This is a genomic window from Streptomyces sp. DSM 15324 (assembly GCF_001514285.1).
In the GTDB taxonomy this organism is placed as follows: Bacteria; Actinomycetota; Actinomycetes; order Streptomycetales; family Streptomycetaceae; genus Streptomyces.
The window spans coordinates 242,486-265,739 of record NZ_KQ949032.1 but is presented as its reverse complement, the minus strand read 5'-3'; the positions used below and the strand labels follow the sequence as shown (position 1 = coordinate 265,739).

Annotated in this window: 21 protein-coding genes and 1 tRNA gene; 9 read left to right on the top strand and 13 right to left on the bottom strand. The window is 72.3% G+C overall.

The annotated features are described in order from the left end of the window. Positions 1-15: 15 nt before the first annotated feature. Complete coding sequence (locus tag AQJ58_RS29185; RefSeq protein ID WP_067255540.1) at positions 16-1,215, top strand: MFS transporter; 1,200 nt, start codon at positions 16-18, stop codon at positions 1,213-1,215. A 325-nt stretch (positions 1,216-1,540) separates the two neighbouring features. Here AQJ58_RS29185 and AQJ58_RS29180 read toward each other — a convergent pair whose 3' ends face one another. The 6 genes from AQJ58_RS29180 to AQJ58_RS29155 form a co-directional block, all read right to left on the bottom strand. After that, positions 1,541-3,220, bottom strand: coding sequence for a long-chain fatty acid--CoA ligase (locus AQJ58_RS29180; protein WP_067255538.1), 1,680 nt, complete (start codon positions 3,218-3,220; stop codon positions 1,541-1,543). 117 nt (positions 3,221-3,337) lie between these two features. Further along, positions 3,338-3,886 (bottom strand): SigE family RNA polymerase sigma factor, encoded by a 549-nt coding sequence (locus AQJ58_RS29175; RefSeq protein ID WP_067255537.1) that lies wholly within the window; start codon positions 3,884-3,886, stop codon positions 3,338-3,340. A gap of 159 nt (positions 3,887-4,045) precedes the next feature. After that, complete coding sequence (locus AQJ58_RS29170) at positions 4,046-5,215, bottom strand: lipid-transfer protein (RefSeq protein ID WP_067255535.1); 1,170 nt, start codon at positions 5,213-5,215, stop codon at positions 4,046-4,048. Continuing rightward, entirely contained in the window at positions 5,212-5,661 is a 450-nt protein-coding gene (locus AQJ58_RS29165) for a MaoC family dehydratase (protein ID WP_067255532.1), read from the bottom strand. The genes AQJ58_RS29170 and AQJ58_RS29165 overlap by 4 nt, the downstream gene beginning before the upstream one ends. After that, on the bottom strand, positions 5,658-6,557 hold the full coding sequence (locus AQJ58_RS29160; RefSeq protein WP_067255530.1) for a bifunctional MaoC family dehydratase N-terminal/OB-fold nucleic acid binding domain-containing protein: 900 nt from the start codon (positions 6,555-6,557) through the stop codon (positions 5,658-5,660). Before AQJ58_RS29160 ends, AQJ58_RS29165 begins: the two co-directional genes overlap by 4 nt. A 312-nt stretch (positions 6,558-6,869) precedes the next feature. Beyond that, positions 6,870-7,184 carry a hypothetical protein gene (locus AQJ58_RS29155; RefSeq protein WP_067255529.1) on the bottom strand — a complete coding sequence of 105 codons (315 nt, stop codon included), beginning with the start codon at positions 7,182-7,184 and terminating at the stop codon, positions 6,870-6,872. Positions 7,185-7,554: 370 nt separating this feature from the next. Here AQJ58_RS29155 and AQJ58_RS29150 point away from each other — a divergent pair, with 370 nt between their 5' ends. Continuing rightward, complete coding sequence (locus AQJ58_RS29150) at positions 7,555-8,445, top strand: bifunctional DNA primase/polymerase (RefSeq protein WP_067255527.1); 891 nt, start codon at positions 7,555-7,557, stop codon at positions 8,443-8,445. A 48-nt stretch (positions 8,446-8,493) separates the two neighbouring features. Here AQJ58_RS29150 and AQJ58_RS43530 read toward each other — a convergent pair whose 3' ends face one another. Further along, positions 8,494-9,165, bottom strand: a complete 672-nt coding sequence (locus AQJ58_RS43530) for a hypothetical protein (protein WP_067255525.1) — start codon at positions 9,163-9,165, stop codon at positions 8,494-8,496. Positions 9,166-9,428: 263 nt separating this feature from the next. Between AQJ58_RS43530 and AQJ58_RS29140 the strand changes: the two genes are divergently transcribed. Then, on the top strand, positions 9,429-9,767 hold the full coding sequence (locus AQJ58_RS29140; protein ID WP_067255524.1) for a YciI family protein: 339 nt from the start codon (positions 9,429-9,431) through the stop codon (positions 9,765-9,767). Positions 9,768-10,051: 284 nt separating this feature from the next. Continuing rightward, a complete protein-coding gene (locus AQJ58_RS44920) occupies positions 10,052-10,471 on the top strand; it encodes a hypothetical protein (protein ID WP_234360329.1) in 420 nt (139 codons plus the stop codon). A gap of 797 nt (positions 10,472-11,268) precedes the next feature. Here the strand turns inward: AQJ58_RS44920 and AQJ58_RS29125 are convergent. Further along, a tRNA-Ser gene (locus AQJ58_RS29125) sits at positions 11,269-11,355 on the bottom strand. Between the two features lie 102 nt (positions 11,356-11,457). After that, positions 11,458-13,050: a S1C family serine protease gene (locus tag AQJ58_RS29120; RefSeq protein WP_067255522.1), complete on the bottom strand. Its 1,593-nt coding sequence runs from the start codon at positions 13,048-13,050 to the stop codon at positions 11,458-11,460. Between the two features lie 256 nt (positions 13,051-13,306). On the opposite strand from AQJ58_RS29120, the gene AQJ58_RS29115 reads away from it, so the two are divergent. The 3 genes from AQJ58_RS29115 to AQJ58_RS29105 all read left to right on the top strand — a co-directional run bounded on the left by AQJ58_RS29115 (position 13,307) and on the right by AQJ58_RS29105 (position 16,233). Beyond that, positions 13,307-14,143, top strand: coding sequence for a glycerophosphodiester phosphodiesterase (locus AQJ58_RS29115; protein WP_067255520.1), 837 nt, complete (start codon positions 13,307-13,309; stop codon positions 14,141-14,143). A gap of 209 nt (positions 14,144-14,352) precedes the next feature. Next, positions 14,353-14,991, top strand: coding sequence for an ATP-binding protein (locus AQJ58_RS29110; RefSeq protein WP_067255519.1), 639 nt, complete (start codon positions 14,353-14,355; stop codon positions 14,989-14,991). A 276-nt stretch (positions 14,992-15,267) separates the two neighbouring features. Beyond that, positions 15,268-16,233 (top strand): DUF5926 family protein, encoded by a 966-nt coding sequence (locus tag AQJ58_RS29105; RefSeq protein ID WP_067255517.1) that lies wholly within the window; start codon positions 15,268-15,270, stop codon positions 16,231-16,233. Positions 16,234-16,511: 278 nt separating this feature from the next. On the opposite strand, the gene AQJ58_RS29100 is transcribed toward AQJ58_RS29105, so the two are convergent. After that, positions 16,512-17,246: a hypothetical protein gene (locus AQJ58_RS29100; protein WP_067255516.1), complete on the bottom strand. Its 735-nt coding sequence runs from the start codon at positions 17,244-17,246 to the stop codon at positions 16,512-16,514. A 56-nt stretch (positions 17,247-17,302) separates the two neighbouring features. Next, the gene (locus AQJ58_RS29095; protein WP_067255514.1) at positions 17,303-17,968 is read right to left on the bottom strand and encodes a bifunctional DNA primase/polymerase; all 666 of its coding nucleotides are present in this window, start codon (positions 17,966-17,968) and stop codon (positions 17,303-17,305) included. 514 nt (positions 17,969-18,482) lie between these two features. Here AQJ58_RS29095 and AQJ58_RS29090 point away from each other — a divergent pair. Then, complete coding sequence (locus AQJ58_RS29090; RefSeq protein ID WP_079079308.1) at positions 18,483-20,000, top strand: PP2C family protein-serine/threonine phosphatase; 1,518 nt, start codon at positions 18,483-18,485, stop codon at positions 19,998-20,000. Between the two features lie 115 nt (positions 20,001-20,115). Next, positions 20,116-21,591 (top strand): aminopeptidase P family protein, encoded by a 1,476-nt coding sequence (locus AQJ58_RS29085; protein ID WP_067255749.1) that lies wholly within the window; start codon positions 20,116-20,118, stop codon positions 21,589-21,591. A gap of 19 nt (positions 21,592-21,610) precedes the next feature. Here the strand turns inward: AQJ58_RS29085 and AQJ58_RS29080 are convergent, their stop codons facing one another. Both AQJ58_RS29080 and AQJ58_RS29075 read right to left on the bottom strand, forming a co-directional pair. Next, complete coding sequence (locus tag AQJ58_RS29080) at positions 21,611-22,438, bottom strand: triphosphoribosyl-dephospho-CoA synthase (RefSeq protein WP_067255511.1); 828 nt, start codon at positions 22,436-22,438, stop codon at positions 21,611-21,613. A 217-nt stretch (positions 22,439-22,655) separates the two neighbouring features. Beyond that, entirely contained in the window at positions 22,656-23,111 is a 456-nt protein-coding gene (locus AQJ58_RS29075; RefSeq protein ID WP_067255509.1) for an ATP-binding protein, read from the bottom strand. Between the last annotated feature and the right edge of the window lie 143 nt (positions 23,112-23,254).

Sequence of the window (23,254 nt, the reverse complement as noted above, 5' to 3'; positions counted from 1 at the left end):
AGGAGCGCCTCCGCCATGCCGTCCGCAGTCACCGCCCCGCAGCGCGTCCGGCCGTCCGCCGCCCCGCGCCGACGGGGGGACCTCCTCCTCGTCCTCATCGCACTCTGCACGGCCGTCACCGCCGCCAACATCTACGTCGCGGCCCCGCTGCTCCCCCTCATCGCCCACGACTTCGGCTCCACCCCGTCGGCCGTGGCCTGGATCGCCTCCGTCGCGCAGTTCGGCTACGCGGCCGGCCTGCTCTTCTTCGCCCCGCTCGGCGACCGCGTGAACCGGCGCCGTCTGGTCGCCGTCCTCTCCCTCGCCACCACCGCCGCGCTGACCGCCGGGGCCGCCGCCCGCAGCGCGACCGCGCTCGCCGCCGCCGTCCTGGTCGCGTCCGCCGCGACGGTCGTCCCGCAGCTGCTGGTGCCGCTGGTCGCCGAACGCGCCCCCGCCCACCACCGCGCACGCCATGTCGCCGCCGTCATCGCGGGCCTGTTCACCGGGATCGTCGCGGCCCGGGTCCTCGGTGGACTCGCCGGTCAGGCCTTCGGCTGGCGGGCGGTGTTCCTGGGCGCGGCCGTGCTCACCGCCGCCCTCGGCCTGCTGACCGCCGCCGCCCTGCCGGCCGAGGACCGCCGCCCCCGCGCGGGCGGTCTGCTGACCGGCCTGCGCACCATGCCGGGGCTGGTCCGCCGTTCCCCCGAGCTGTGGCGGGCCTGCGTCCGGCAGGCCGGCATGTACGGCGCGTGGAGCGCTCTGTGGACCTCGCTGGCGCTGCTGCTGACGGGTGAGCCGTACGGGCTGTCGACCGCGACGGCGGGGCTGTTCGGGCTCTTCGGGCTCGCGGCGAGCGTGGTGGCGCCGCTGGCGGGCGGTCTGGTGGACCGCTTCGGCGCCGCCCGGATCGTGCGCACCGCCTATGTCGTCGCCGCCGTCTCCGTCCCGCTGTTCTGGCTGGGCGGGCACGTGCTCCCGGCGCTCTTCGTGGCCGCCGTCGCGATCCACGCGGCCCTGGTGGCCTCCCATGTCGCCAACCAGACCCTCGCCCTGACCACCACCTCGGCCCCGGCCACCGCCAACAGCGCCTACGTCGTCGCGGGCTTCGCGGGCGGCGCCACCGCCTCGGCCCTGGCGGGCCTCGCCTTCACCCACGTCGGCTGGGGCGGGGTGGTCGCGGTGGCGGGGGTGTGGCTGGCGCTGGGATGGGGCACGACGGCCGTACGACGGTAAGGCCGAACCGGCGCAGACCCGGGCCGGGCAGGGGCACGCGCTCCCCGCCCGGCCCTCACCGTCCCCACGGCCCGCCACGCCACGCGACGGCGGGCCCGTCCTCTCGCCGGGGACGGGCACGCCTGGAAGGGTCCTTCGGCCGACGGAGGACGTCCCCTGGAGGCAGGGGTGCGCCGCCTGCGTACGGGCCGTGGGCAGCGATGGCACGCTGCCCACGTGCCACCTGCTGGGGCGAGCCGTACGCGCTCTCCATGGCGCCCCACCGTGCTCGGAGCCGAGCCGTGCGCGGCGGGCTCGGAGCCGGGCTCGGAGTTCGGAGCCGCGCTCAGAGCTGCGTGACGTCCAGCGTGCCCTCGGCGTACCGCTTGCGCAGCGTCTTCTTGTCGAACTTGCCCACGCTCGTCTTCGGGACCGCCTCGATGATCGTCCAGCGCTCCGGGAGCTGCCACTTGGCGATCTTCCCCTCCTCGGCGAGGAAGGTGCGCAGGGTCTCGAAGTCGGCGTCGGCGCCCTCCTTGAGGACGACCGTGGCCAGCGGGCGCTCACCCCAGCGGTCGTCGGGGACGGCGACGACGGCCGCCTCGGCGACGGCCGGGTGGGCCATCAGGGCGTTCTCCAGCTCCACCGAGGAGATCCACTCGCCACCGGACTTGATGACGTCCTTGGCCCGGTCGGTGAGGGTGAGGAAGCCGTCGGGGCTGATGGTGCCGACGTCACCCGTCTTCAGCCAGCCGTCCTCACTGAACTTGTCGGCGGGGCGCAGGGGTTCGCCGCCGGGGCCGTTGTAGTAGGCGCCCGCGATCCAAGGGCCGCGTACCTCCAGCTCGCCGGCGGACTCGCCGTCCCAGGGGAGGCGCTCGCCGCCGGGACCGCTGAGGCGGGCCTCGACACCGGCCGGGAAGCGGCCCTGGGTGAGGCGGTAGGCGAACTCCTCGGGCAGGCCGACGACATGGGCCGGCGGGCGGGCGATGGTGCCCAGCGGGGAGGTCTCCGTCATGCCCCAGGCGTGACAGACCCGCATGCCGAGGTCGTCGAAGGCCGACATCAGGGCGGGCGGACAGGCCGAGCCGCCGATGGTCACCTGGGTGAGGGAGGTGACGTCCCGCGGCTTGACGGTCAGCTCGGCCAGCAGGCCCTGCCAGATGGTGGGGACGGCGGCGGCGTGGGTCGGCTTCTCGCTCTCGATCATCTCGGCGAGCGGGCCGGGCTGGAGGAAGCGGTCCGGCATCAGCAGGTTGACGCCGGTCATGAAGGTGGCGTGCGGCAGGCCCCAGGCGTTGACGTGGAACTGCGGGACCACGACGAGCGAGGTGTCCTCGTCGGTCAGGCCCATCGACTCGGCCATGTTGACCTGCATGGAGTGCAGGTAGATCGAACGGTGGCTGTAGACCACGCCCTTGGGGTCGCCGGTGGTGCCGGAGGTGTAGCACATGGAGGCGGCCTTGCGCTCGTCCAGCTCGGGCCAGTCGTACGCGGTGGGCTTTCCGGCGATGAGGTCCTCGTACTCGTGGACCTGGGCGTGGGCGCCCGCGAGGAGGGAGCGGTCGCCGGGGCCGGAGACGACCACGTGCTCGACCGTCGGCAGGTGCGGGAGCAGCGGGGCCAGCAGGGGGAGCAGCGAGCCGTTGGCGATGACGACCCTGTCGGCCGCGTGGTTGACGATCCAGACGAGCTGCTCGGCCGGGAGCCGCAGGTTGAGGGTGTGCAGGACCGCGCCCATGGAGGGGATCGCGAAGTACGCCTCGACGTGCTCGCCGTTGTTCCACATGAGGGTCGCGACCCGGTCGTCGCCCTCGACGCCGAGGTCCTCGCGCAGGGCGTGGGCCAGCTGAGCGGAGCGGGCGCCGATCTCGGCGAACGTGCGGCGCTGCGGGGCGCCCTCGCCCGTCCAGGTGATCACCTGGGATGATCCGTGGATCGTCGCCCCGTGGGTCAGGATCCTCGAGATCAGCAGCGGTACGTCCTGCATGGTGCTCAGCACGGCGTCCTCCCAGGGCGGCGACATTGCCTACGCGGTGGTAACGGTTCTGCTGATTCTGCGCACATACCGCGCGGTATGTCACTAGGTAGCGATGATCGATCACCTCACTTGAAGCCCCGGTAAACCACCACGTCGGTACGCCTACCGGACAAGCACCAGCTCAGGGTCCTCGCGGAGCTTGCCGAGGGCCCGGGACACCGCCGACTTCACGGTGCCCACCGAGACTCCGAGGACCTCGGCCGTCTGGACCTCACTGAGATCCTCGTAGTACCTGAGCACGACCATCGCCCGCTGCCGGTCCGGCAGCTTCATGATCGCCCGCCACATCGCGTCGTGCAGCGCCTGCCGCTCGGCCTGGTCCCCCTCGCCGCCCGACGGCTCCGGCTCGGGCAGCTCGTCGCAGACGTACTCGTCGACCTTGCGCTTGCGCCACTGCGAGGTGCGGGTGTTCAGCAACGCGCGGCGGACGTAACCGTCGACCGCCCGGTGGTCCTCGATCCGCTCCCACGCGACGTACGTCTTGGCGAGCGCGGTCTGGAGCAGATCCTCCGCGTCGCTCGCGTTGGCGGTGAGCGCCCGGGCGGTGCGCAGCAGCACCGGCTGGCGGGCTCTGACGTACGACGCGAAGGACGGGTACGGAGTGGGCCGCCTCTGGCCGTGGGAGGCGCTGGTGCAGACGGGTGTGGTCATGGCTCCACGCTAGGAGTGAGGCCGTGTAGTCCGGATCGCCCGCAGGTGCCGAAGACGGGTCCGCCTCAGGTCGTAGGGGTGGTGCCGGATCCACCTCCTGTAGGTGGAGCGGACCGCGCCGAGGACTACGGGGCGCCCCTGAGACATACCCGCCCGGGTTCAGCCGTCGGCGGTCAGGACCAGGCCGGACGTGGGCACTCCCGTCCCGGCCGTCACGAGGGTCCGGGCCGCGCCCGGCACCTGGTTGACGGAGGTGCCCCGCAGCTGCCGTACCGCTTCCGCCACCCCGTTCATACCGTGGAGGTACGCCTCCCCGAGCTGGCCCCCGTGGGTGTTGAGCGGCAGGCGGTCCTCCGCGACGAAGGCGGCCGCCTCGCCCGGCGCACAGAAGCCGAACTCCTCCAGCTGCATCAGCACGAACGGGGTGAAGTGGTCGTAGACGACGGCCACGTCGACGTCGGCGGGCGCGAGCCCGGAGGTGCGCCAGAGCTGACGGGCCACCACGGCCATCTCCGGCAGGCCGGTCAGGTCGTCGCGGTAGAAGCTGGTCATCTGCTCCTGGGCCCGCCCGGCACCCTGCGCGGCGGCCGCGATCACGGCGGGCGGCTGCCGCAGGTCGCGGGCCCGCTCCACCGAGGTGACGACGAGCGCCTGGCCGCCGTCCGTCTCCTGGCAGCAGTCCAGGAGCCTGAGCGGCTCGGCGATCCAGCGCGAGGAGGCGTGGTCGGCGAGGGTGATCGGGCGCCCGTGGAAGTAGGCCGCCGGGTTCACCGCAGCGTGCCGGCGGGCCATGACGGCGACCGGCCCGAAGGCCTCCTCCGCGGTCAGCCCGTGGGTGTGCAGATAGCGCTGGGCCGCCATCGCCACCCAGGAGGCCGGGGTGAGCAGACCGAACGGCATCACCCAGCCCAGCGCCGCCCCCTCCGCGGTGGGCTCCCGGTGCCGTACGCCCGAGCCGAAGCGGCGGCCCGAGCGCTCGTTGAAGGCCCGGTAGCAGACCACCACCTCGGCCACGCCCGCCGCGATCGCGAGCGCCGCCTGCTGCACGGTCGCACAGGCCGCCCCGCCGCCGTAGTGCACCCGGGAGAAGAACGACAGCTCACCCATCCCGCAGGCCTGCGCCACGGTGATCTCCGGGCTGGTGTCCATCGTGAACGTCACGAGGCCGTCCACGTCGGCCGCCGTCAGCCCCGCGTCGTCGAGCGCCGCCCGCACCGCCTCCGCCGCCAGCCGGAGTTCGCTGCGCCCCGAGTCCTTGGAGAACTCGGTGGCCCCGATGCCGACGACGGCGGCCCGGCCGCCCAGTCCGTCACGCGCGCGTACGCTCATCGCGGGTCGTCCTCCCGGAGGGTGACCGTCACACTGCCGATGCCGTGTCCCGCGCCCGCCGCGCCCGGCACCGCGCAGGTCACCGTGCCGGTGACATGCCGGCCGATGCCGTTGTCGCCGGTGATGCGGACCACGACGGTGTCGTCCGCGCGGACCTCCTCGACCGTGCCCCGCAGCACCATCGTGTCGCCGGGGTGGTTGGGCGCCCCGAGCCGGATCGCGACCTTGGAGATCCGGGTCTGCGGTCCGAAGGTGTCGGTGACGTAGCGGCCGACCAGGCCGTTGGTGGTGAGGATGTTCATGAAGACGTCCGGGGAGCCCTTCGCTCGGGCCGCCTCGGCGTCGTGGTGCACGTCCTGGTAGTCGCGCGAGGCGAGCGCCCCGGCGACGATCAGGGTCCGGGTGATCCCGATCTCCAGCGGGGGCAGCGCGTCACCGGCGTTCACACCGTCACCTCCCGGAACACGGGCAGCGTCAGCTCCTCGTCGTAGCGCCGGAACTCCAGCCGTACCGGCATTCCGATCCGCACCTTGTCGTACGGCGTCCCGACCACGCCGCTCACGATCCGCACCCCCTCGGCGAGTTCGACCAGGACGACCGCGTACGGCGGCTCGAAGGCCGGGAACGGCGGGTGGTGCAGGACGACGTACGAGAACACGGTCCCCGCGCCGGACGCCTCCACCGTGTCCCACTCCGGCGAGCCGCAGCTCGGGCAGCCGGGCAGCCAGGGGAAGCGCAGGGCCGCGCAGCCGGCACAGCGCTGGAGCAGGAGGCGGTGCTCGCGCACACCCTCCCAGAAGCCGGCGTTGTCGCGGTTGACGACGGGCCGGGGCCGGCGCTCGGGCGGAGCCGTTCCCCGGCGGGCCGGGGCGTACTTGAGGATGCGGAAGCGGTGGGTGCCGACGAGATCGGCGCCCACCCTGACGTCCGTCCGGGTCGTGACGAAGTGGCCGCTGCCCAGCCTGGTGGCCTTCCGCTCCGACACCGACTCGATCACCGTGTCGAAGGCGACCTCGTCACCGGGGCGCAGCGGGCGGAGGTACTCCTGCTCGCAGTCGGTGGCCACGACCGCCGTGCAGCCCGCCTCGTCGAGTACGGCGAGCAGCTCCTCGTAGGCCGGGGCGCGGCCCCCGTGACCGCCGAGGCCGCCCATGATCCAGGCCTGGAGCATGGTGGGCGGGGCGATCGCGTCGGGCCCGGTGTACGCGGGGTTCCCGTCGCCCATGGCCTCGCACCAGTGGCGGATCATGGGCGCGTTGACCGGGTCCCGGCCGGTGCCGGCGACGGCGGCGGGCCGGCCCTCGTAGGCTTTCAGACGTGCGAGCAGCCCGTCGTCGTCCACGGTCGCCGCTCCCTCCGGGAAGTCACCGCTCGGCCAGGTTGGGATTTCTGACTGTCCGTCAGATACGGGGAGGTGTCAAGGTCGCGGGGCGCTCGCAGAAGTTCGGCGGGTTCGGTGGATTCGGCGGATTCGGCGGATTCGGCAGGTTCTGCGCGTTCGGGCGAAGGGCGCGAAAAGAGACTGCGCGACGGTGCCGGAGCACCGCCGCGCAGTCACTGTCACACCCCCACGGAGCACGCTCCGGCGGGGACCGGGTCCGGCGTCCCCGGCCCCCGCCGGCTCACCCGCTCACCGGCCCACCGGAAGAGCGGCTCACCGGAAGAGCGGGGCGAAGGAGACCGCGGTGTTGCTGTTGCCCTGGTTGAGGGCCGTGTAGGCGGCCCCGTTGACCTGCCCGGTGTTGCTCTGGTTCGCGGCGCCCGAACCGACGGCGTTCTGCTGGGTGGTCGAGGCGTTGCCGTTGTTGTCGCGTCCGACACCGCTGCCCACGATGCTCGCGACACCGGCGTTCGATCCGTCGTCCGCGAAACCGCCGTTGTCCGCCACCGCGACGCCGGTGAAGAGCGCGGCGGCCAGCGGAAGGGCGGAGACGGCGGCGATGACGCGGGCGGTACGGATGCTTGCCATGTTGGTCCTCCAGAACCATCGGTCTATGCGGTACGAAGCCCTGAACTGCGGCTCCACCAGGTCGGTTGGCCGACCGGCCCGGTGCGGTGACGACGTCGCGAGACCAGAGTTGCCCACCCGATCACCGCCGAACCACCCCGGAAGACCTGATTCGCACGCAAGCGTGATGACAAGTCGATAAACCCCTGTCCGCACCTTTCTTGTCCGGGACGCCGCAACCCCCGGCAAGCCGGACACCTGTCACGCAGGCCTCCCAAGAGGTGAAGCGTTCCGCCGGATGTCCGCTTCCGGGTGCCGCCGAGGCCGCCGCCCGGCGCGTCGCAGCACTCCGGCCCTTCCCTTTCTCGAACACCAGTACGACACTGAGTGCATGGCCATCACCGACCGGCAGGCCGCCACCCTGGCCCTCGCCCACGCCCTGTCGGCCGCCGAGCGCGGCCTGGCCGTCCTTCCCCTGTCCCGGACCAAACTCCCGGCCCTGCGCTCGCCCCACCGCCCGGAGGACCCTCCGTGCCACGGCACCTGCGGACGCTTCGGCCACGGGGTGTACGACGCCTCGACCGACCCGGTCCGCATCCGCGCGCTGTTCGCCGCCGCACCGTGGGCCACCGGTTACGGCATCGCGTGCGGACTGCCCCCGCACCATCTGATCGGCGTCGACCTCGACACCAAGTGCGGCACGGACGCCCCGGGCGCCCTGCGCGAGCTGGGCCTGCGCCATCTGTTCACCATCCCGCCGACGGTCGTGGTCGTCACCCCGTCGGGCGGACGGCACCTCTGGCTCACCGGCCCGCCGGACGTCGTGATCCCCAACTCGGCCGGCCGGCTGGCCCCCGGCATCGACATCCGGGGCGCCGGGGGATACCTGGTCGGCCCCGGCTCGCGCACGGCGCACGGGGTGTACGGCACGGCCCCGGGCACGGGCCACCTCTTCCCGGCACCCTGCCCGCTGGCGCTGCTGCGGCTGCTGGTGCCGGGGGTGCGACGGGGGCGGGGGGTACCCCGGGCCGGGGCCGAGGGGGTGTCCTCGGCCGGGGCGGACGGCGCGCACGGCCGCGGGCTGGTCCGGTTCGTCCTGGCCGCGCACGAGGGCCAGCGCAACACGCGGCTGTTCTGGGCGGCCTGCCGGGCCTACGAGAACGGCATCGGCGAGGCGCTCACCGAACCGCTGGTCGCGGCCGCGGTCCGCACGGGGCTGACCGAGCGCGAGGCCCGCTCCACGGTCGCCTCGGCGGCGCGGATGTCCCGCCCCCCGGCGTGAACCTACGACAGGACGTACGAGAGGACGTACGACGCGGCGATGCACCGCCTACGGCGTGAAGACCTGCTCCAGCCGGTGGATGGCACCGTCGTCACCGGTCTCGTACCGGAAGACCAGACCGGAGTCGGGATGCGCGTCGACCCAGTCGATCAGCTCCTGCACACCGATGCGCCGGTTCTCGGTGCTGTCGGTGATCGGCGTGACGGCGGTCACGTACGCGGCCTGGTCGAGGGCCCAGCGGCTGTCCTCGCCGGAGACGACGAACGGGGCGCCGTCGGTGTCCGCGTCCGGGCATCCCCAGGCCCCGTGCTGGATGACCAGGTTCACCTTGCCGGTGTCGGCGGGGAGTTCCTCGATCCGGAACAGGGCGAACTCGTCGGGGTCGTAGTCGTCGGGGGTGGGGGGCGCGTCGGCACAGGAGGCGGACGCGGCGGGGGCCGCGGGGGCGGTCGTGGTGGCGGAGGAGGGTTTGGCCTTGACGGCGCCTGCGGCCGTACCGGTGGGCGTCCCGGTGGACGTCCCGGTGCCGACCGAGCCGGCGGGCTCGGCGGTGGCGCCGGCCGTGGGCCCGGCCGGGGTGCCGGCGCTCTTCGCCGCACCGGCGCTCGCGGCGGTCTCCCCCGCGGCGGAGCCACCCTTCTCACAGCCGGTGAGTACAGCGGTCAGCGTGGCGGCGGCCACGAGCGCGCCGACGACGGGTCTGAGCCGGTTGACCTTCATCTGGGACGTCCCCCCTGTGCACGGGCGGCCCACTCGGCCGCACCCCGAGCCGGGACGCTAACAACGTCCCTGGTCAGAGCGGTAGACCGGTAAGCCCTTGCGTCACACAGTCGGGACAGAGCTGTCACGGGGTGGCGACGGGTGTGACGGGGCACGGGCGCTTGCGGAACGGGTCGGAACGACCGATGAGAAGCTGAGGCGGAATCCGTCCGCCCCGGAGCAGCGACGCGGCGGCCAGGGTCGCCGACAAGGAGGCGAGCACGATGGCGCGGTACCTGATCTCGTTCGACGACGGTGCGATGGACTTCCCCGAGGCGGACCTGCCGGCGCTCGACGCGGCATCGCGCCGGGTGGTGCGGGAGGCCAAGGACGCGGGCGTCTGGATCTTCGGAGCGGGAGTGGCACGTCAGCGGGCGAGCATCGTGGCCACCGACGGCACGGTCACCGACGGCCCCTTCCCCGAGACCAAGGCGGTCGTCGGCGGCTTCTCGATCATCGAGGTCCCCTCGCGCGAAGACGCACTGAGGTGGGCCGCGAAGCTCGCCGAGTCGTGCCGGTGCGCGCAGGAGGTCCGCGAGATCATGTACGACCCGGAGAGCTGACCCCTCGGCTCGAACGGTCCCCGGTGTTCTCCGTGATTCCCACACCCGATCTGGCACGTCTCTGGCACGGGCGGCCGTCTGGACGGGCGTGAACGATGCTGCATGAGACGGCGACTGAGACGGGCAGGTATAGCAGGAGTGGCAGGACGTACTGTGCTGCCGGTGTCGTGAGGCAGAGTGCACGAGATGTGTAGGGAGCCATGAGGGCAGGAGATCGCGAGTCGACGTCTACGACGAGGCGTACGAAGACGGTGCTCCGTCGAGCGGCAGTACACCTCGCCGCCATGCATCTGAGCGGAGCGCTGCTTCTCCTCACCTTCCTTGTGCCACCGGTCTGGGTTCTGGACGCCTACGGCGCAGCTCCGGCCAATGATCCTTCGGCGGACGTACCGCCTTTCATGCTCCTCGTGGCGGTCGTGTTCGGCTGCGTGAGCTTCCACGTGGCAGTGCAGATCCCCTCGGGACTGCTGGGTACTTGGCTTGGTCGGAACCGTACGGCCGGTGTCAGCTATGTGCTCGTCCTGGCGGTTGCGGGTGTGCTCACGACCGTTCTTCTGGCGGGCGTCCTGAGGGCTGGCCTCGCCGCCCAAATCCTCCCGTTGTGGGCCGACTTCATGGCGCGCGGCTCGTTGGCCATGGCTGCGTATGTCTGGCTGAGCCGCCGCTTCCGGACTCGGCCGGTGCAACGATCCGTTGCCAGGTAGCGCGCCTCCGCTCGGGAAGCTCGGGCTTTCTGCACGCGATTGCCTGGGGTGTGCCCGGACGCGACAGGTCACCGCCCGGCGGCTGTGCCGGACGGCACCCTGATCGGCCTGTCAGACGGCGTCGATCTGCCAGGCGATCACACCGGTGGATCCCTCGGTGAGAACGTCAGCTGCGCGCTGCCGGTGCCGACGCAGACGAGGCTGAGCTTGTAGGCCTTCCCGCTGGTGAGTGCCGGCTCTGTGTGGACGCCGTCGCTCACGCGTTCCGCGCCGGCCTCGACCGGGGTCCCGCCATGAACAGCGGCAAGGGCGGCCTGGGCCGGTCATGTCGCGGTTCCCCAGTACTTCCAGGCGGTCTCACTTCCAGCCGGTCTCGGAGGTGGGCCGAGTCGACGTGCCATGGCTTGGCCTCCGCGGTGACCGTGCCCTGGCTGATGTGCGTATTCGCATCGCGGTCCTGTTCCGCTTCTACGCCACGGCGATGCACCGCAGTCAGCAACGCTCGAACGAACAGATCGAGCGGGCCTTGGAGGGGTGAGCTGTCTCGTCAGTGCGTGCTAACAGCCAGGCAGGCGAACGGAATGCTCCGCCGCCGAGTGTTAAGAGCTGCACACCCGTACACCAGCCCGGCGAGGGCCAGCTACTCAGACGCGCTCAGGAACCGTGCAGTGATCGGGGAACCGTGCCCCAGCCGTGCCCGATAGAGCGGGAAACCGCAGGGAAACACCGGGCAGCCTCGGTAGCTGGACAAGAGAGCGGCCCCTGACCAAACACCCAGGTCAGGGGCCGCTCTACTGCGGAGACGGTGGGATTTGAACCCACGGTGACATCGCTGCCACGACGGTTTTCAAGACCGTTCCCTTAGGCCGCTCGGGCACGTCTCCCCGCGTCGCCCTTGATCGGCGGCGCGGGGACAAGGGTAACGGGTGAACACGCGCGCGTGTGGGTCAGTCGGTGCTGAGCCGGGGAGGTACGCGCGCGTGGGCTCAGTTGTCGCCCTTGCGGGAGCCGAGGGTGAGTTCGACGGTGTGGGTCTTGCCGTCGCGCTCGTAGGTGATCGTGACCTTGTCGCCGGGCTGGTGGGTCCAGATCTCGCCGATGAGGGTCGGGCCGGAGTCGATCACCGTGTCGTCGAGCTTGGTGATGACGTCACCCGGCTTGAGGCCGGCCTTGTCGGCGGGGCCGCCCGACTCCACCGCGGAGGCGCCGCCCGAACCCTGGTCGGTGATCTTCGCACCGTTGCCCGAGTCCTGAAGGGAGACGGAGGCGCCGATCTTCGCGTACACCGGCTCACCGGTCTTGATCAGCTGCTGGGCGACGTACTTGGCCTGGTTGATCGGGATGGCGAAGCCGAGGCCGATCGAGCCGGACTGGGAGGTGCCGCCCAGGCCGCCGCTGCCGGTGGACTGGATCGCGGAGTTGATGCCGATGACGTTGCCCTGGGCGTCGAGGAGCGGGCCGCCGGAGTTGCCCGGGTTGATCGACGCGTCGGTCTGCAGGGCGCTCATGTAGGACGAGGAGCTGCCGCTGCCGTCGGAGGAGGCCACCGGGCGGTTCTTGGCGCTGATGATGCCCGTGGTCACCGTGTTGGAGAGGCCGAAGGGGGCGCCGATGGCGATCGTCGAGTCGCCGACCGCGACCTTGTCGGAGTCGCCGAGGGTGAGCGGCTTGAGGTCCGACGGCGCGTTCTTCAGCTTGATGACGGCGACGTCGTAGCCCTGGGCGTGGCCGACGACCTCGGCGTCGTACTTCTTGCCGTTGGGGAAGGTGGCCGTCAGCTTGCCGCCGTCCACGGCGTCCGCGACGACGTGGTTGTTGGTGACGATGTGGCCCTGGGTGTCGAAGACGAACCCGGTGCCGGTGCCGCCCTCGCCGTTGCTGGACTCGGCCTCGATGGTGACCGTGGAGGGCAGGGCCGCCTGGGCCACCCCGGCGACCGATCCCGCCGCGCGCTTCACGTCGCCGCCGCTGGTGGCGGCGGCGACGGTGGTCGAACCGGTGTTGTCGTCGTTCTTGGCGAGGGTGTAGCCGAGTCCGCCGCCGAGGCCGCCCGCGACCAGAGCGGCGACGAGCACGGCGGCGACGAGTCCGCCCCGGCCGCTGCGCGGCTTCGGCGCGGGCTGCTGGTAGGAGGCGCCCCAGGCGAGGGCGTCGCCTCCGCCGCCTCCGCCCATGCCGCCGGCCCCCGCCGCGGCGGCGTCGCCGTACGCGTGCGTGCCGGCGCCGACGCCGGCCTCGGCGTAGAGCGGGGTGGTGGGCGGGTTCTGCCAGCCGTCCGTGGCGGCGGCGGGCGCCGGGGCGGCGGGGGCGGCCGGCGGGGGCCAGTTGCCCGCGGCCGCGGGCGGTGCCGGTGCCGGCTGGGGGGCGGCCGGCGGGGGCCAGTCGCCCACGGGAGCCGCAGGGGCCGCCGGGGCCGCGGGAGCAGCCGGCGGGGTCTGCGGGAGGGGAGTGGTGGCGCCGGCGTCCGACGCGGGCGCCTGAGGGGCGGCGGCCGAGGAGGACTCCACCGGCACGGGGGGTCCGGACGGCGCCGGGGGGACCGGGGTGCCCTCGTTCGTGCCCTCGTTCTCGGTGCTCACAGCTCTTCTCCTCGATCCACGGCTGTTGTCGTCGGTCGCACTAGGTCTCGCCCGTTCACGCTTGTCGTCGACCCGGCGCGGGGTGGCTGTGCGTGCGCTTGTGTACCGCTCAGCTTTTCCCACGGGCCGTCAGAGCACCATAAGCGCTGGCTGTGGGTCTCCGGGCAATCTTTATAAGGGACTTTTAGTGCACTAAGCGCGCATCTTCGAAACATCTCAGACTGTTCTCAGATGCTCGCGGTGGCACCATGACGCGGTGACCCACGCACGGCAGCACCACATTCAAGTCGTCGCCCACCGCGGAGCCTCCGAGGAGGCCCCCGAGCACACCCTGGCCGCGTACAAGAAGGCGATCGAGGACGGTGCGGACGCCCTCGAGTGCGATGTACGGCTGACCGCGGACGGACATCTCGTCTGTGTGCACGACCGACGCGTCAACCGTACGTCCAACGGCCGCGGTGCCGTCTCCGCCCTGGAACTCGCCGATCTCGCGGCGCTGGACTTCGGCTCCTGGAAGACACGGGAGGCCCGCGAGGCCTGGCACGCGCGCGTGGAGGACCCGGACTGGGAGGTCCGGCCGGAGGACCGCGAGGAGACGTCCGTACTGACCCTGGAGCGGCTGCTGGAGCTGGTCTCCGACTCGGGCCGCCGGGTCGAGCTGGCCATCGAGACCAAACATCCGACCCGCTGGGCCGGGCAGGTCGAGGAGCGGCTGCTGATACTGCTGAAGCGGTTCGGCCTGGACGCGCCGGAGTCGGCGGCCGAGTCGCCCGTGCGGATCATGAGCTTCTCGGCACGTTCCCTGCACCGCGTGCACGCGGTGGCGCCGTTGCTGCCGACCGTCCATCTGTCGCAGTTCGCCTCCCCCCGGCTGCGCGACGGCCGGCTGCCCTCCGGCGTGGGGATCGCGGGCCCCTCGATCAGGATCGTGCGCAACCACCCGGTGTACATCGAGCGCCTGAAGCAGGCCGGCCACCAGGTGCACGTCTGGACGGTGAACGAGCCGGAGGACGTGGACCTCTGTGTCGAGCTGGGCATCGACGCGATCATCACCAACCGCCCGCGCGCGGTGCTCGACCGGTTGGGCCGCTGAACGCACGCACCGGCCCATGGCCGTCCGTCCGACGGCCATGGGCGCCACGACATGCGTCCCACAGGACACTCACACCGCACAGATACCTCACGTCCCCTTGACCCCACGCCAACCCTCCCGCATCCTCCAAATCGGCCACTCCGTCGAAAATCAGCCAAGTGCTCACGGGGAGTACTCCGGCGCATTCGCTCCGTGTTCGATCGTTGCGGATGCGTCTGAGGACGTGGATTGGCCGGTTTCCGGTACAGGCCAATGGGGCATCCACACGGTGGCGTGGGGCGAAGGAGGTCTCGGGGGTGGCGTTGGTGGTGGCACAGGAGGTGCCCACGTCGTCGAGCATGGCCGTACCCCATGGCCCTGCGGGCGTGGGGAAGGCGCGACACCGCATGCGCGACCAGTTGCGCAGAGGCGGGGTGTCGGAGGCGGTCATCGATGATGCCGTACTGATCCTTTCCGAACTTTTGAGCAATGCGTGCAAACACGGCCGGCCCCTGGGCGAGGCCTTCGCGGGGGACGGCGATGTCCGTGCCGCGTGGCGGGTCGACACCGGCGGCCGGCTGATGGTCGAGGTGACCGACGGCGGCGGCCCGACCCGGCCCTCGCCGGCCACCCCCTCCGTCACCGCGCACGGCGGCCGGGGGCTGAACATCATCACGGCCCTGTCGGACGACTGGGGTGTACGGGACAACGCCCGAGGCGAGGTCACCGTGTGGGTCCTCGTCCACGCGGACGCCTACGACCCCGATGCCGGCTGCCGTCGCGACGACTTCGCCTCCCGGGTCGCAGCGCCCTCGGTGGCGTCGATTCCGGGCCTGGACTTCGCCGACGCGTTCGACGACCTGGACTGACCCGGACCGTCGACGACCGGGACTGCCCCCGGCCGTCGACGGCCGGGTGCCGGTCGCCGACGGCCGGCCTCGCAGCGGAGCCCGGTCCCGACCGGTCCGGTCCCCGCGCACGCGATCCCCAGGCGATCCGTACCGACCCGGCCCCCTGGAGTACCGACCCCCTGAGGCCCCAACCCGTTGTCCACAACCGCCACGTTGTCCACAGGTACCCGTGGTCCCGGGTGCGAACGGCTAGGCTCCGCCCGTACCAGACGTGCCGTACCCGGGAGACACCCAGTGGCCAAGAAGCGACCCCAGACGAAGGCCGGCCGGCCGCAGCTCACGGACGGGGAGATCCCGGTCGTCGGCGCCAGGGAGCCCTGCCCCTGCGGCAGTGGCCGCCGTTACAAGGCCTGCCACGGCCGGGCCGCCGCGCACGCCGTGACCGAGCTGGTGCAGCGCCCCTTCGAGGGCCTGCCGGGCGAGTGCGACTGGGTGGCCCTGCGCGAGCTGGTCCCGGCCGCCACCGTCGAGCTGACGCTGAAGGACGGACTGCCCGAGGGCGTCCCCTCCGTCACGCTCGCCACGGTCCTGCCGATGGCCTGGCCCGCGCTGCGCCGCGACGACGGCTCGGTGCTGCTCGGCCTGCAGAACGACACGCCGTCCGGCGACATCAGCCGCGACCTGGCGGACACTCTGCAGCGGGCCCTGGAGGCACAGCCGGGTACTCCGGTGCAGGCCCGGCGCGCCCCGGCGGACGGTCCCCGGATGCAGGATCTGCTCGACGCCGAAGGCGTGTTCGAGCCAGTTGTGCACGACGGTTTCGAGTTCTGGGTGCCGGACCCGGAGAACGCCTCCCCGGACGTCTCCGCCTCCCTGGAGCGGGCCAACGCGGCGGCGATCCCGACCGTGAAGCTGACCGGGGTGGACTCCGCCTACTGGTGCGAGACCCCGGACAAGAACCACCTGCGGTGGGTCATGCCGCACCCGGAGGAGAGGCTCCTGGACGCTCTCGCGCGACTGCACGCGGCGGGACGTTCCAGCCTCGGTGAGGGGACCCGTCTGGTGGGCTCCTTCCGGGCGCACGGCCTGACCGTGCCGGTCTGGGACCTGCCGAGCGGGGTCTCGGCGGACGACGTCGAGAAGCCGGCCGCCGAGTTCGCCGAGCGGCTCGCGGCGGCCCTGGCCTCGGAGGCACCGCTGACGCCCGAGGAGCGCCGGGCGCGCGGCGGGCTCACCAACCGCCAGGTGACGCTGAGCTGAGGCACGGCCGCCGGACGGGCCCCGGCTGACCGGTCGGTCAGCCGGGCCGGACGGGGCGGAAGGCGTGACTCCGCTCACAACTCCCGTACGCACAAGGCGAGTCGGCGCCAGAAATCGCCGATCAGCGCGTGTCCGAAAGCCCGATGAAAACCAGAGATCGAATTTGCTTGGAGCCGATCTCTTGTTACCGTTCCAATAGCCCGGTTGCTGGTGCATCCCCCGTCGCCAGCAACCGGGTCTTTGCATGTCCGATCGGCCCGGACGGACCGACCCCTCCGTCAACTTCCCCCGGCCCCCGGGGAGTTGCTACCGGAACGCAGCAACAGCGGCCCCTCGCCCGCCTCCCGTGCGAACGCCGAGAACTCGGCGACGGCGGTGTACGCGTCCAAGGTCCCCCGCGTCCGCTCACGGGGCGTCTCACAGGTCTCCGGCTCGTCCTCGGCGGCCACGGCGCAGCGCATCTGCACCGTGCGCCCCTCGGGCGCCATGAGGCTCAGGACGGCGTCCAGGGCGCTTCCTGTGGCGTTGCGGTAGTACGTGCGCGCCCAGGTGTCGTCGCCCTGGGTCAGCACACAGGTCTGCGCCTCCACGCCCTCGGGTGAGGTCAGTCCGGGACCGCAGCGGGCGGCGGTGGCGAGTCCGAGGCCGAGCAGGAGCGGGGAGGAGCCGGCGGAGGGAGCGGGGGGCGGCGCCGGGAAGGCCGAGGGCGCCTTCGGGTCCGTATCGCCGCGCGAGGAGCCGTGCGAGGAGCCGTGCGAGAACCCGTCCGAGGCCGCGCGCGAGGACCCGTCCGGGGAGACGCGCGAAGAGGCGCGCGCAGACACCCCCGACGGCACCTCCGAAGAGGCGCGCGAGGATCTGGCCGGGGATCTGTCCGAGGACCTGTCCGACGACATCGGGGAACGCGCCGCCGAGCGGCCTTCGTCTCCCACCTGCCCCGCGGAAGCCATGGCCAAGGGAAGTGCGAGCGCGCAGGCCACGGCTCCGCCGAGGGCGAGGAGACGAAGGTTCATACGGGGAAGATAGGGCGCGGCGCCGGGCCTTACGGGTCGGCGCGCGCCCGGCACCCCTACATCTCGGGCGCGTTCACACCCGTACGAGTGAGGGCGTCGACGACGGCGTCCACGACGGCCTCGACGTCGGGCACCCAGGGGGAGGCCGAGCCGGGCAGCGGGGCGCGTTCCCAGCGGATGTCACCCCGGCCGGTCTCCGAGGGGGGCAGGGCGAGGTAGCCGCCCTCGCTGTGGAAGCGCAGGGAGCCGGGGACGAAGTCCTTGGCGTAGAGCAGTTCGCCCAGCTGCTCCATGGAGTAGGGGCGGACGAGGATCGCCCACCGGGTGGGCGAGGCGACGACCGGGCCGAGCCGCATGCCCTGGCGGTCCAGCGCCACGAGCGCGCGGGACGCGGCGAGCGCGGGAAGGCTGACCGCGCAGGGGGCCCGGCCCCCGGTGGCGAGGATGATCGGCGCCGCCGGCCGGTTCGTCCACCACCAGCGCACCATGCGGGCGTCGGTGGTGGCCGCGAGCAGGCCGGGGTCGAAGGGGTGCGCGCCGGGCAGCGCGCACTCGGGGTCGGGGCAGCCGCACCGCGAGGTGCTGCGCTGGTCCGCCGTCACGCCGGGCAGGACGGGCCACTGCCATTCCGTCGCGAAGGTCAGAGCCGAGTCGACGGACTCAGACCCCTTTTCGCCGGACTGGGACAGAAGCCTGCGTCGCCTTCCGAGGATCTCGCGCATGAGCGCTCGTTCCTTTCCGTTGCACCGCTGGCAACACCGTGGGCCACATCACACCATGTGTAGATCAGTTCACTGGGCGTACCTTTTGGCGCATCACACCCCTGTCCTCGACAAGGGGAACCCCTGGGGCTGAGCTCCGGCCGCTTCCGCGGCCGCTCCGCCGACTTGCGTCCATCAAAACGCTGGGCGTGGCGTGGGGGTGGCGAAGTCTGGCGTTTTGCCGCTCGCCGTATTTCTCTCGGCCTCCGCCACGGGAGGATGGGGCACGGTCGTCGGTGGCTATGACGCCCGGTTCGGCCACCAGGTTCCGGGTGGCTCCCGACGACCCCTGGTCCTTACCGAGTACGTACCCATCACGACCGTTGTGACGCTCCGTTGAGCAAGGCCAGTCGACCGCAAACAACCGTAACCCGAGTCAGTTTTAAGCCATTTTTGCTATTCGACAAGAGGGCGGGAAGAGTCGCGTCCGATTCCCCCCAAAGGCCTCATGGACACCACTAATCCCAGCAGGACAATGCTGGACATCCCCTCACGAGTGCGTGTACATGTGGAGACACTGCCAGCGGCGCAGATTGACATGGGGGTTTGCGATGCTTTTGTGCAATACGCTCCGGTCCGAGAGCCGGATGCCATGAACGCCCCTCACGCTCCGAAAGTGGCTGGAATCGATTCAACGGTTCCCTCGCCAGCACACACTGTCGCGCCCGCGCCCGCCTCCCCGGAAACACCGTCGGCCACCGTGGCCCCCGCCGACCCGGGCACCCTGCTCACGGACCGCCTCGCCGGATGGGTCTCGGACCTCACGACCCTGCACGAACTGACCGAACGTCTGGCACGCACGGACGCACTGAACGAGGCACTGACCGAACTGCTGCGCGCCGGAGCCGCCCTCGTGGGCGCCCGGCGCGGTCTCGTGGTCCTGGAACCGGCCAGCGGCCGCGGCCCCGACACGACCATCGGCCTGGGACTCGGCCGCGCGGACCTCGGCCACATCGAGACCGTGCCGCGCAGCGCCATCTCCTACGGCCGGATCCTCGACGGCCTGCCCGGCGCCGACGGCGAGATCGCCGAACCCGACCTGCTCGCCGAGGACGGCCTCGACCCCCGCCATCGCGAGGTGGCCGCCCGCCTCGGCTACGCCGCCAGCTACGCCCTGCCCCTGGTCGCCGAGGGCGCCGAGGGCCGGGTCGGCGCCGCCGTCTGGCTCTACGACGAGCCCGCCGAACCGGGCGAGCGCCAGCGCCACCTGATCGGGCTGTACGTCCGCACCGCCGCCGAGCACCTGGCCCGGCTCGTCGAGGTCGAGCGCACGCGCGCGTCCATGACCACGATGGCCGAGGAACTGCTGCCGTCCCGGCTGCCGAGGGTGCCCGGCGTCCAGCTCGCCGCCCGCCGCAGCAGCGGCCCGCGCGGCGGCGGCGACTGGTACGACGCGCTGCCGCTGCCGGACGCGGCCCTCGGCCTCGCCGTCGGGTCGGTCACCGGCTCCGGGCCGAGCGCGGTCGCCGCGATGGGCCGGCTGCGTGCCTCCCTGCGGGCGTACGCCGTGATGGAGGGAGAGGACCCGGTCGCCGTCCTGTCCGACCTGGAGCTGCTGCTGCGCCTCACCGAGCCCGCCCGCTCCGCGACCGCCCTGTTCGCCTACTGCGAACCCGCCCTGCGCAAGATCACCCTGGCCGGGGCCGGGCACTGCCCGCCGCTGCTGGTCGGCGAAGACCGCACCGAGTTCGTGGAGACCTCCGTCTCCGCCCCGCTCAACATGCTGACCTGCTGGGAGGCGCCGAGCGTCGAGCTGGAGCCGGAGCCCGGCGAGACGGTCCTGCTCTACACCGACGGGCTGCTGCACCGCACCGGCGACCCCTCCGACCGTGCCTTCGCCCGGCTGCACGCGGCCGCCTCCGGCGTGCCGAAGGCCCTGCGGGGCGACCCCGGCGCGATCGCCGACCATGTGCTGCGCACGGTGCTGCCGGACGGGGCGGCCGAGCGGGACAGCGAGGAGGACGTGGTGCTGCTGGCGGCGCGCTTCGAGTGAGCGGCCCGGCCGCGGGCGCCCCAGAGCTCCCGAGCGCCCCGGGTTCCTCCCCCGGCCGGTCTCCCGTACGACCGTACGATGGACAGGGTCCAGTGCCGTATCGAGGAGGATGACCGTGGCCGAGGAGCTCACCCCGGAGACGCCGGAGACCCCGGAGCACCCGGAGGAGACCGAGGAGCCCATCAAGCAGCGCAAGAACGGCCTGTACCCGGGCGTGTCCGACGAGCTCGCCGAGAACATGAAGTCCGGCTGGGCCGACACCGAGCTGCACGACCTGGAGCCGATCGCCCAGGCCGCCGAGACCGCCGCCCGCCGCGCCGCGCTCTCCGCGCGCTTCCCGGGCGAGCGCCTGGTGATCCCCGCGGGCAACCTGAAGACCCGGTCCAACGACACGGACTACCCCTTCCGCGCCTCCGTCGAGTACGCGTACCTGACCGGCAACCAGACCGAGGACGGCGTCCTGGTCCTGGAGCCCCGGGGCGAGGGCCACGAGGCGACGATCCACCTGCTGCCCCGCTCCGACCGCGAGAACGGCGAGTTCTGGCTCTCCGGCCAGGGCGAGCTGTGGGTCGGCCGCCGGCACTCGCTGAGCGAGGCGGAGAAGCGTTACGGCATCCCGGCCGCCGATGTGCGCGAGCTCGCCGGCGTCCTGCGCGAGGCCACCGGCCCGGTGCGGGTCGTCCGCGGGTACGACGCCGGCATCGAGGCCGCCCTGACCGACAAGGTCACCGCCGAGCGCGACGAGGAGCTGCGGGTCTTCCTCTCCGAGGCGCGGCTGGTCAAGGACGCGTTCGAGGTCGGCGAGCTGCAGAAGGCCGTCGACTCGACGGTCCGCGGCTTCGAGGACGTCGTACGGGTCCTGGACAAGGCCGAGGCGACCAGCGAGCGGTACATCGAGGGGACGTTCTTCCTCCGCGCGCGCGTGGAGGGCAACGACGTCGGCTACGGCACGATCGCCGCGGCCGGTGCGCACGCCTGCACGCTGCACTGGGTGCGCAACGACGGACCCGTGCGCTCGGGTGATCTGCTGCTGCTGGACGCGGGCGTGGAGACCCACACGTACTACACCGCGGACGTCACGCGGACGCTGCCGGTCGGCGGCCGGTTCACCGAGATCCAGAAGAAGATCTACGACGCGGTGTACGACGCCCAGGAGGCCGGCATCGCGGCGGTCGTACCCGGGGCGAAGTACCGCGACTTCCACGACGCGGCGCAGCGGGTGCTCACCGAGCGGCTCGTCGAGTGGGGACTCGTCGAGGGGCCGGTGGAGCGGGTGCTGGAGCTGGGGCTTCAGCGCCGGTGGACGCTGCACGGCACCGGGCACATGCTCGGCATGGACGTGCACGACTGCGCCGCCGCGCGCGTGGAGTCGTACGTCGACGGGACGCTGGAGCCGGGGATGGTGCTGACCGTCGAGCCCGGGCTGTACTTCCAGGCCGACGACCTGACGGTGCCGGAGGAGTACCGGGGGATCGGCGTCCGGATCGAGGACGACATCCTCGTCACGGAGGACGGTCGGCGGAATCTGTCGGACGGGCTGCCCCGGCGGTCCGACGACGTCGAGAGCTGGATGGCTTCGCTGAAGGGCTGAGCGGCTCGCGGCGCGCCCCTCAGGGGGTCGCCCTGATGTCCGGCAGGGAGTCCACGAAGAGGGCACCTGCCAGGAGACCCGCGCTTCCCCGGGGACTCCAGCCCCGCTCGTGGAGGTCCGCGTCGAAGGCGGACAGTGCCGCACGGCCCTCACCCGTGCAGGCACCGCCCGCCTCCAGCACCCCGCGGGCGCCCGCCTGGACGTGGCGCAGGCCCAGGGGGCCGGCCGTGTACAGGAGTTCGGAGTCCTGGAGGGTGGACATCACGGTGAGCAGGGCGTCCAGCCGTGCCTCGGCCTCGCCCGCGCCGGCGAAGCGTGCCGTGGCCAGGGCGTCCAGTGCCCGCCGTACATGCGGGAACCCGGCGCGTGCCTCACCCCGGGCGCCTGCCGCGCCGTACCTCGCCGAGACCGTCGACCCGCGGGAGGGGCGCCGGGGCGCGCCCCGGTCGGGGTGCGCGGCGATCCGCTTGGCGGCCTGGGCGACCTCGGCGCCCCGCGCGCGGGGGTGGAGGGCGGCCGCGGCGACCAGTAGTCCCAGCGTCCACAGGGCGCCCCGGTGCCCGCCGCCGGCCAGGCCCACCGAGTGTTCGGTGCACCTCCCGATGGCGCCGAGCTCCGCACGGAGCCGGGGTGTGGGCTCGCCGGTGCGGCGGGCGGCGGCGGCCATCGCCGCAAGGCCCGGTGCGAGTGCCTTGGCCGACCAGCGCAGCCCGCGGTGGTCCCTGCGGGTGGCACGGGCGTCCAGGTCACGGGGGTCGGGCAGGCCGGGCTTGGGGGCCAGGGCCAGCTGACCGGTCAACGCGGCCACGGCGGCCTGCGCGAGCACGTCGTCCTCACGGCTGGTCATGACCCCGCCCTACGAGGACGCGGTGGCGGAGACAGTGGGCGCATCGCTCGGCGGGGCACCCGTCGGGGCGCCGGGTGATGCCGGTGTCTTTGTGGTTTCCCGTCATGAACAGGAACGTAGGAACGCACTCCATCAGCGGGCTGCGAGAACGCCGAGAGGAACCTGTGAGCGCTGCGGAATCTGAAGTTCCGCGCGACTCACGCCACTTGAGGAGGCGTCATACCGCCATCAGCGGGGCGTCCTTGCGCCACTTCAGGATCTTGTCGAAGCTGACCACCGCTCCGCCGCGCCCCGGGCTGCTGCCGATGTGCACGTGATCGGCGAGCTGCTGGATGAGGAAGAGGCCCCTGCCCTGTTCGGCGTCCGGGCTCGTGCGCACCGGCACGGGAGCGGGGCGCTCCGCGGTGAAGCCCGGCCCGGAGTCGGCCACCTCGATCCGGCACTTCTCGCCGTCGAGATAGGCGGTGACCCGGTACGCCTCCGAGGGACCGCCGCGCGCGTACTCCCCGCCGTGTTCCACGGCGTTGGCGCAGGCCTCGCTCAGCGCGACCGAGAGGTCGTAGCTCACGTCGGGATCGACCCCGGCCGTCTCCATCGTCCCGAGCAGCAGACGGCGGGCGAGCGGAACACTCGCGGCTTCGCGCCGCAGATGGAGTGACCACCAGATGCTCATGCTCCAGCCTCCTGGCCGCGGCTCGACATACCGATACGTATTGCCGCGCGGACGCTTGTGTAAGCGCGAATTCCGCGTGATGCCGCCCATATGGGGGATGCACGGATGACAAGAATCGGTGTATGTGGTGCTCAGGAGGTATC